Here is an 8,586-nt window from a genome sequence, read left to right on the forward strand (position 1 = left end):
CGAGACCCTTGAAAGGGAGGGGGGTTTTAAATTTCTGCAAAATCCTAACCGGACACTACCGGGTTGGATTATGGTTTCCAGGTTTAAACATCTTGACAGAACCAATTGTTATTTAACCCTCACACCTTGACATCCAAAAAGGGCATGCCCAGCCGCTGCCTCTTATTCTCCCCCTTGAACTGGACAGACTTCCTCGACGGCACGTCCCCCCGCTCCCCTTCGTGCCGGGCCTGCACCTTCGCCGCCATACTGCTGCCGTGCATGAGGGTATGCTTACCGAAGCGTTTTGATAAAGCATCGACAACATCGTATATCCTGCACATTTTGTCTATCCTGACGCTGTCCTCAAAAAGGCTGAACTGGAGGGTTCCCGCAGCTTTAAGGCCACCGAGAATGACCCCCGTCGAACGATACAACCTGCCCGGTCTGAAGGTACGGTCAAAACCTTCCTTGAGCGGCCCCAGCATATCGGCAGGATAAGCCGTCCCCCTGGAAAGCTTTATTTCCATACCGTCGTGAGTAAAATCCTGACCTTTCAGAAAGAGGGTGAGTTTAGAGGCAATCAGATTGTGCCTTCTCGCCTTTATGCAGGCCTTTTCCAGGTTTTTCGAAAGCTGGGCAAAGACAAAGGGGGGATCATCCGACGGTGGTGTAAAAGTTTTGCTCTTGCCGACAGACTGGTAGCTGCTTTTCGATTCAGTCACAACGGGGTAGACGCTGTGACCTCTTAGCTCCTGCCACACCTCGCAGTAAGGTTTGGAGAGGTGTCTTTTTATAAAGGCCTCGTCCTTTGTGGCATAGTCGAGGGCCGTCCTTACGCCCAGCTTGTTAAGAAGGGCCGCCGTATTGGAGCCGATCCCCCAGACAGCTCTCACGGGAAGTTTGGAGAGATAGCGGTGAATATCCCTGCCGGGAATCACCGTAAGCCCATTGGGCTTTTCCCATTTGGAAGCCACCTTGGCAAGCACCTTCGATATGCTCACCCCCACGGAAACGGTAATATCAAGCTCCTTCGCTACGGTCTCCTGTATCTGGCGGGCAATCTCCCCGTAGGAAGTGTGGAAGGTCCTCCTGAGCCCCGTAATATCGACAAAGGCCTCGTCAATGGAGTATTCCTCCACGTCCGGTGAAAAGCGCCTGATAATATCGAATATCCTCACTGAAAAGAGGCTGTAAGTTTCGTAATCGGAAGGGAGGCATACAAGATCAGGACAGATTTTCTTCGCCTCAAAAAGCCCGATGGCCCTTTTAATCCCCCTCGCCTTCGCCTCATAGCTCGCCGCCGCCACAATCCCCCGCTCCCTCCCTGTCGCAACGGGCTTCCCCTTGAGCGATGGATTAACAGCCTGCTCGCAGGAGGCAAAAAAGGCATCGGCGTCGATGTGGAGGATGGCTCTGGGCCATGAGAATATACTGAGTGGGTGGTTGGGCATGATGGAATCCAATATTTTTCTCGCGCAAAAGAGTTTATGCCCTGTGGGTACCAAGGGGACAAAGTTTGAAATAAGGGTTTAAAATCCCCCTTTTATAAAGGAGGAGTTTAAAGTCCCTCCCTTTTGCAAAGGGAGGTTAGGAGAGATTTAGAGGTAGAATAAAACCAGTAAAATGTATGAAGCTCTTTATTCCACCCTACTCACCTCAAGCCCCTTCTCCCCTTGCTCTTTCGCCAGGTGATAGACACGAAAAGTAAAGATAGTATACATAACTCCCAGCACTGAATAGAGTATGTTAAGCATGTTACCTGGAATAGCCAGCTCTCTAAAAAAAGCCCCTAATAAATAATATGAACTATCAATAATGATAGCGAGAAACAAATAGCCGCCAAGTATCGTCCACATATATTTTTTAGTACCAGCCATACTATCCCTCATTGCATCTAATGGAGACTTATTATTCAAAAGCAGTTCAAAGGGTGCAAATGAGTAACGTGCAACAAGTATGATCCCAGGGATAATAAGGAGCAGGAATCCCGCCATAGTGACAAGTCCAACGAGAACACTCAATAAGACAAATGGCATCCAGAATTTAGCACCCAATCTCCAAGCCGTTTGGACATCTATTATTTTACCGTCAACAGCTGATGCTATGTAAAATATGGTACCACCTGTATAAACAGGATAGACCAGAAAGCCCCAAAGCGTCGGCGCCAGTTGCACCGATAAATCTGAATTTTCATTAACAAAGTAGTACCGGTAAAAAGCATCCAATATTTCTACAGGGATGAAAAGCGGTAAAATAATCATTCCTATAGCCATATAGTGATTTCGGAAAAAATTCCAGCTATCAAGTAATAAGTTTTGCATTAATGCTCCTTCCTCCTCAGCTGCACATCATCAACATCAAATTCATAAACTAACTTGCCTTCACCAAAATCATGGTCAACAATTATTTCTACAATCTTTGGACCAGTCCACGAAAGCCTGATTAAGGGATCATGGTAACCTGCACCGGGAACTAATTCATTTGTAAGTATAAAACTGCTTTTTTTCTGACCTTCTATGGAAAGATAATAATTATTAGAATCTTTATCGTATAAGATTCTTGCTGTGAACTTCTTATCAGGACTGGAAACTTCTCTTATTACCTGCTCAGGAAATTTGAAGTTAGTACTTTCATAAAATATTCCACTCATATTTAATACATCTCCAAAGAAGCCAATAGAAATACCAATAACCACTGCAATAACGTGTGTCACTATTTTTAAAACGGGCTTTTTCATTTAAACTCTATATGTTAAAAAAATAATTACCCCTTACACAAATTAGCAAAATCCTCTAATGGTTCCGGCATGCTGTCAGAAAAACCACCCGGCCAACCTGGCCCCTTAAGTTTAGTATCTGTATAAATGTGCCGGCCTTTTTCATCAAAATATATCCTTTTTTCCAATTCCGTTCCGTTTGCAGCCCGCCTTTGAAGAAAAGAAAAGCGTGGTACTCCATGCTCATCATAGTAATACCAGGCTTCTCCGGCAGAATCACCAGAGCCTCCTTCAAGAACGTATTTTCGAACTTTACTATTTTTATCCCTGTATATGGTTCCCAATATTACAAATGAACCGCCATAGAGTTCACAATTTTGGGACTCCGCTTTGTAGGATTTTGATTTAATAGCTGATTCAATTTCATTATACAAGTTGCGTACTTTTATAATTTCCGGGTGATTTATCCAGTTTTCCTTGTTTATTTCTGCCGCTTCCGGCATTCCTGCAAAAAAGACTAAAATAATTAAAGCTTTTAAAATTATCTTCATATTCCCTTTCCTATCTTTTAGTTATCTGGCTGTAATTGCCCTATCACTCCAACCTACTAATCAAGTGGCTGTACGCATAGCCTCTGATATCTGACAACCCTTCAAAATCCTCTTTGTCATGAAGCCGGTAAACATCCGTTTGGTACTCTGCTAAGGTTTTGTTTAACATAATAATGTCGGTATTACTGTGTCGATAGCTCATACAACTTCCGAACGGTTTTCCAATTTCGGGTCGTTGCCTCTACACTTAACTTTGATTCTAAAAAGCTATTGGATAACTTGCTTCGCCCGTAGCCGTTGGGACAATACAAAAAAACGACACTGCCATTAACAATCAATCTCTCCGGCAACTTTGCGTATTTCATGAGTTCAATAATTTTAGACTCCTCCGGGACTGACGATAAAAAGGAGATCAAAATCTTGCTGCCATTTTCCTCCAGGCTCGCTTCCTCGAATGGGCAGCGATTTATGATTTCCTCATATTCCTCTACCCGCCCTATATGAACAGGAACATGAAAACCATATTCTACTTCTATTGCACTTTCAATTGCTGACTTTATTCCCCCTGTTTTCTTTTCACTGCTGTCAAATATGACATTCCCGCTTTGGATGTAGGTAATAACCTTTTCATAGCCCAAGCCGTCATAAAGGGCCCGAAGGTCGGCCATTTTTATTTTCTTTTGACCACTTACGTTTATACTTCTTAAAAGAGAGATGTATTTCATGCAATTAACCTATCATGGCTGCCAGAAAAACATCTTATATGAATCAGGTTTGTGAGCCATAAAAGCCCCCTCTTCACATTCATAATAGACATATGCATAGGTTTGCACCTGACTTTCCGGGAGATCAGGCGGCCACCAGGAACGATTTATTGCCGGACCACGTACCTCAAGTGGCCTGATTTGATGACATGAGGTGGGTACTTTCCATTTTTCTTCCTTATCAAACTTCCACATGAGGATACTCTTGTTTGTATCGAGATCATGAGTTTCCTTTATTTTATAAGACGTAGCAGGCAACCAGGCAGGAATCCATCCACGTTGAATTGCACCGGCTTCTTTTGCTTCAGACAAGTCTTTATAAACCTCATCAACAACATCAGAGCAGGCTATCAGCCCAAGCAGCAATATAAACAATATTCCATATTTTATCATTTACACAAAAGTCTGACACTTCCAACGACTAATCAAGTTGCTGTGCGCATAGCCTCTGACATAGGGACTCCAACAGGATATGACTGAGGCAATAAATTACCCTGCTCATCAAACTCGCCAATAACCTCCCCTTCTGATATACCGATTTTAATATCGAAAAACCTTTCATCATTCGTCTTGAGATTTTTCATTTCTTTTATTATTTCATCTGCTACAAGTTTGCCCTCTTCATCAGGTTTTAAATAAACATAAAAAGGTGAAGAACTCGAATAATTCCACTGGCAATCTTTAAATGAATTTAATAGATCCCTGATAATGGGATAAGTCTCTTCATTAAATCCCCAACTATCACCGATATATATATATAATCCGTAATCTTGTTGAATATTTTTTCATTTGTCTTTCTACTTTTTTATTTGGTGGGCTGAGCCCACCCTACACTACTGAGGTATTAACCTTTTTTACAAACTCATCGATGAGGGTATTTGTTTTTTTCATCTATTGAGCCCAGTATTTAAAGAGATTGTTGGAGTTTATTCCTCTCACACCAAACTAGTGCTATTGACGGTGTATATCATCATGACATACGGTACAAACAGTGATGAGGTTACTTTCAGTGTTTTCACCTCCATCGGCATGAGGTTTAACATGGTGTAATTCAAGATGTCGTGGGTCGGACCTATTCCACTCTTCATGTGACCAGTTACACTTTGTACATTTATAATTATCTCTTCGAAGTACTGCCCTTTTGATAGGGTCAGGAATATGACGATCATGTTCAGGGCTTTGTCGATCCGCTTCGAGAAGGTAGACACCTACCTCCAGATCAGGACGTCCTGTATTTTTTGTAACAACAGGCCAACCGAATTCCGTTCGAAGCTCCCGTACCCTTCTTGCCCATTCAGATCGATCTTTCGCCAAGTACCTTAACTCTTCACCCGTGATATTTTTCCCTACATTTTTTCGGAAGAATTTTAATATTTTATCTCGTACGGAAATATTTTCCCTCCTAATTTCATTTGCTAAATTCCAACGGTGAGCTGCATCTCTATCTTGCTCTTTAGAAAGTAAAATATAATCAGAAGGTCCCATAGATTTTACATCTATACCATCAATAGGGAACTCTCCTTCAGCCAACATCTGATTTGCCGTCAAGCCACTTACAATAGACCAACCAAATTGTATTTTTAATTCACGAACTCTTCTTGCATATTCTTGAATACCTGATACGACAAGCAACTCATCTCCACTAATAATGGTACATGGATATTTTTTGAAATAATGCAAAATTCTATCCCTTGCATTTCGTGCAATATCCTTGGGTATTAAAGATTTTCCCAGATCACGTAAATGATGAAAGCAAGGAACAAGGCTAAGTACTTTTCCCCTCAAATCATCTGATTTGAGTTCATTCTCAAAATTTACTAATAGCTTTTGGAGGCTTTTTAATACTTTTTCAGACTTCATCTTAAACCTTCTTAGTTTATTTCTCTTTCAGGAAAGAATGAAGCTTTTCACTGAGAGCTTCTCCTTTTCTTACTTCACATGTCCATACAACTAATACGCTCCACCCCAGACTGTTTAATTCTTCTATATTTGCTTTATCTCTTGCTATATTTTTGTCCAACTTTTCATCCCAAAAGTCTTTGTTACTATGGGGACGTTTAGACCTTGGGCAGTTCTCGTGCCCATGCCAAAAGCAACCATGAATAAATATAATTTTTTTATGCTTAGGTAGAGTTATATCAGGATTTCCAGGTAAATCCTTTCTATAAAGCCGAAACCTGAAGCCCATTCGGTGAAGTATAGATCGTACTATTAATTCCGGTTTCGTATCTTTGCCGCTCACATGCGACATAATTTGGCTTCTTTTTTCTTTTGAGAAAACATCCATTTTTCATGTTGTTGGTCAAGCAATATTCTGATAACATCGGCAACACGTGCAGCAAGCAACGGGGGAACAGCATTGCCAATTTGTTTAGCAATTTCAACTTTTGACCCGAGAAAATGAAAATCATCAGGAAAACTTTGAAAACGAGCAGCTTCTCTGTGAGTAATCGGTCGGTGTTGTTCAGGATGTAAATAACGTCCTTTTTCAGGTTTAAAAAACTCCGTCCGTACTGTAACAGCCGGTTTATGCCACCAAAGTCTACCAAAAAGGTCTGTTCCCCCTGATTTTTTTCTTATCCAGCACTTTGGTGTTAATTCCGGTGCAACTCGCTGTAAATCAAATCGATTCATTCCTTCTTCAGGGATAGCTCTGTAGCGCTTTTTACTTAATTCTGTAGGATTTCTCCCAAAGTGCAAATCAAGTGGTGGGGGAACATCTCTTATTTCCATACCTACGGGAGAAGGAAGATCACCAATAGCATCTCTAACGGTTTTCCATTCTTGAGGTTTTTTAAGATATTCTTCCTCATTCTCTGGAAAGGATAACTGTTTGCCATTTTTATTTAATTTAAAATGAGTTTTACGAGGAGGAAATAATATAGAAGGGTCCGTAAATTTACAGCCGATAATAAAAGCTCTTGTCCGCGTTTGAGGAACACCATAATCAGCAGCGGATAATTTATCCTGCCATACTTTAAAACCTAGAGATTCAGCCGCACCAACAATCTCACCATGTTCAAAAGTTCCAAGTAGTTGAGGTACATTTTCCATAACAAATAAGGAAGCATTACATCTTTGAACAACTTCCAAAAAGGGCCGCCACAACTCTTTTCTAGGATCATTTTCACGATTTTTATTAAGCAAACTAAAACCTTGGCAGGGAGGGCCTCCTATAACCACGTCAGCTTGAGGAATTTCAACTTTTTCACTTTCAAGTATCTCAACAATATCACCCACAATACAGTGATCCCCCAAATTTTCATTATAGGTATCGACACAGAATTTATTAAAATCATTAGCCCAAACCGCCTGAAAAGGTTGTCCAAAATATTCTGAGAACCCCAAGGACATTCCCCCGGCACCAGAGAAAAGATCAATCAGACGGTATTTTCTACGGTGAGATTTGAGCAGTTGCCCGGAACAACGCGAATGGTAAGTTAATTCGTCTTCTCTAAGTATGAAAGCCTTATCTAGCTTAAATGTATTATTGTTAAGATCATACATATTCATAAACCTAAATGTGATTCTAGCATCGACGACATTTTTTTCATATGTGTATTTTTTAAATCATGAACACAGAAAAAGCAATACCACACATTTAACATTTCTTTTTGTACCAAGGCACCAAAATTTCCCAGCTGCAAGTTCCCCACCACCGCCCCCCAGAATCAAAAGATTGCCGTGTCGGTCGAATCGACCTCCTCGCAATAACAGCAGGGAGGGCAATCGGTATTAATCAACCACTCATCCACACTCTTTCAAACTCACCTTCAGCTTCATTCCAGTAAAAGAAGGAATTAACGCTTCCAAAGGTAAAAAAGTCAATGGCCGGATTTTTCAAGGTTAACTCTTCTGATTCACCGGGAGAACATTCAAAATAGCCCAGACCACAGGCGGTTTTATACTTACCTGCCTTTACGTCGGTAATGCCCATCACTTCAATCCAGCTTGTTCCTTCCAATTCACCGAGTTGATACTTTTCATAGCTGTCGCCATGTGAAAGAAGCACAAAAAGTCCCATGGAATCCTTATTATCATTCATAAGAAGAAAGGCTTTATCTTCATTTCCATCACCATTGAAGTCTGCAACAACAGAAAGGTAGCGCTTTTCATCTTCATCACGCCACATGAATTCATTGCTTGTTTCCTTTTCCGTGGGTAACCTCCAACCCTCTGGAAGTGATGGTTTCGCCATGACAGAGAAGGTTATTGATAGAAATAAAATGATTAGTATGAGTCCCACCATTTTTGATTTATTGTTGAGAATAAATCTGACTACTCCTTTTTTTATATGCATTTTACTTTCTCCTTTCACAGGTATAGTTCATTAAACTTAAAATTCAAAAGATTGTCATAGCAATGCCAATCTACCCCTCCTCGATACGAGCCGTATGGCTAACCTCTACCACAGGGCATAAACCCTTATCAAGGAGGGGAACTGTTTGTTCAACCCAAAGATAGGTAACACTTTAACCTATGGACATGGGTAACACTTTTTGGGTACTGGTTTAGGTTCTACTTTACCAAGTTTCATATTAATGACTCCAATTGGATACTTACCAAAGCAAAG

General features: G+C 41.0%; 11 protein-coding genes. All 11 read right to left on the reverse strand.

Translation table 11 applies throughout. The annotated features are described in order from the left end of the window. Positions 1 to 119 precede the first annotated feature (119 nt). The 11 genes from OEV42_16115 to OEV42_16165 all read right to left on the reverse strand — a co-directional run bounded on the left by OEV42_16115 (position 120) and on the right by OEV42_16165 (position 8,313). Positions 120 to 1,445: a DNA polymerase IV gene (locus OEV42_16115; protein MDH3975799.1), complete on the reverse strand. Its 1,326-nt coding sequence runs from the start codon at positions 1,443 to 1,445 to the stop codon at positions 120 to 122. Between the two features lie 174 nt (positions 1,446 to 1,619). Beyond that, positions 1,620 to 2,303 (reverse strand): YciC family protein, encoded by a 684-nt coding sequence (locus OEV42_16120; GenBank protein MDH3975800.1) that lies wholly within the window; start codon positions 2,301 to 2,303, stop codon positions 1,620 to 1,622. After that, the gene (locus tag OEV42_16125) at positions 2,303 to 2,719 is read right to left on the reverse strand and encodes a hypothetical protein (GenBank protein MDH3975801.1); all 417 of its coding nucleotides are present in this window, start codon (positions 2,717 to 2,719) and stop codon (positions 2,303 to 2,305) included. The genes OEV42_16120 and OEV42_16125 overlap by 1 nt, the downstream gene beginning before the upstream one ends. Before the next feature lie 26 nt (positions 2,720 to 2,745). After that, positions 2,746 to 3,249, reverse strand: a complete 504-nt coding sequence (locus OEV42_16130) for a hypothetical protein (protein ID MDH3975802.1) — start codon at positions 3,247 to 3,249, stop codon at positions 2,746 to 2,748. A 182-nt stretch (positions 3,250 to 3,431) separates the two neighbouring features. Then, the gene (locus OEV42_16135; GenBank protein MDH3975803.1) at positions 3,432 to 3,974 is read right to left on the reverse strand and encodes a DUF1697 domain-containing protein; all 543 of its coding nucleotides are present in this window, start codon (positions 3,972 to 3,974) and stop codon (positions 3,432 to 3,434) included. 12 nt (positions 3,975 to 3,986) lie between these two features. Then, entirely contained in the window at positions 3,987 to 4,406 is a 420-nt protein-coding gene (locus OEV42_16140; GenBank protein ID MDH3975804.1) for a hypothetical protein, read from the reverse strand. A 32-nt stretch (positions 4,407 to 4,438) separates the two neighbouring features. Next, positions 4,439 to 4,597, reverse strand: coding sequence for a hypothetical protein (locus tag OEV42_16145; GenBank protein ID MDH3975805.1), 159 nt, complete (start codon positions 4,595 to 4,597; stop codon positions 4,439 to 4,441). Between the two features lie 367 nt (positions 4,598 to 4,964). After that, positions 4,965 to 5,873, reverse strand: a complete 909-nt coding sequence (locus OEV42_16150) for an HNH endonuclease (GenBank protein ID MDH3975806.1) — start codon at positions 5,871 to 5,873, stop codon at positions 4,965 to 4,967. A gap of 16 nt (positions 5,874 to 5,889) precedes the next feature. Next, positions 5,890 to 6,300 (reverse strand): very short patch repair endonuclease, encoded by a 411-nt coding sequence (locus OEV42_16155; protein MDH3975807.1) that lies wholly within the window; start codon positions 6,298 to 6,300, stop codon positions 5,890 to 5,892. Continuing rightward, positions 6,252 to 7,526, reverse strand: a complete 1,275-nt coding sequence (locus OEV42_16160) for a DNA cytosine methyltransferase (protein MDH3975808.1) — start codon at positions 7,524 to 7,526, stop codon at positions 6,252 to 6,254. Before OEV42_16160 ends, OEV42_16155 begins: the two co-directional genes overlap by 49 nt. Positions 7,527 to 7,752: 226 nt before the next feature. Further along, a complete protein-coding gene (locus tag OEV42_16165; GenBank protein MDH3975809.1) occupies positions 7,753 to 8,313 on the reverse strand; it encodes a hypothetical protein in 561 nt (186 codons plus the stop codon). Positions 8,314 to 8,586 lie beyond the last annotated feature (273 nt).

It is taken from the genome of Deltaproteobacteria bacterium (assembly GCA_029860075.1).
Lineage (GTDB): Bacteria > Desulfobacterota > JADFVX01 > JADFVX01 > JADFVX01 > JAOUBX01.

Excerpts from the sequence above, each read along its gene's own strand:
- OEV42_16135 (MDH3975803.1), bottom strand. The coding sequence starts at position 3,974 with ATGAAATACATCTCTCTTTTAAGAAGTATAAACGTAAGTGGTCAAAAG.
- OEV42_16155 (MDH3975807.1), bottom strand. The coding sequence starts at position 6,300 with ATGGATGTTTTCTCAAAAGAAAAAAGAAGCCAAATTATGTCGCATGTG.
- OEV42_16120 (MDH3975800.1), bottom strand. The coding sequence starts at position 2,303 with ATGCAAAACTTATTACTTGATAGCTGGAATTTTTTCCGAAATCACTAT.
- OEV42_16125 (MDH3975801.1), bottom strand. The coding sequence starts at position 2,719 with ATGAAAAAGCCCGTTTTAAAAATAGTGACACACGTTATTGCAGTGGTT.
- OEV42_16140 (MDH3975804.1), bottom strand. The coding sequence starts at position 4,406 with ATGATAAAATATGGAATATTGTTTATATTGCTGCTTGGGCTGATAGCC.
- OEV42_16150 (MDH3975806.1), bottom strand. The coding sequence starts at position 5,873 with ATGAAGTCTGAAAAAGTATTAAAAAGCCTCCAAAAGCTATTAGTAAAT.
- OEV42_16145 (MDH3975805.1), bottom strand. The coding sequence starts at position 4,597 with ATGAAAAATCTCAAGACGAATGATGAAAGGTTTTTCGATATTAAAATC.
- OEV42_16130 (MDH3975802.1), bottom strand. The coding sequence starts at position 3,249 with ATGAAGATAATTTTAAAAGCTTTAATTATTTTAGTCTTTTTTGCAGGA.
- OEV42_16160 (MDH3975808.1), bottom strand. The coding sequence starts at position 7,526 with ATGAATATGTATGATCTTAACAATAATACATTTAAGCTAGATAAGGCT.
- OEV42_16165 (MDH3975809.1), bottom strand. The coding sequence starts at position 8,313 with ATGCATATAAAAAAAGGAGTAGTCAGATTTATTCTCAACAATAAATCA.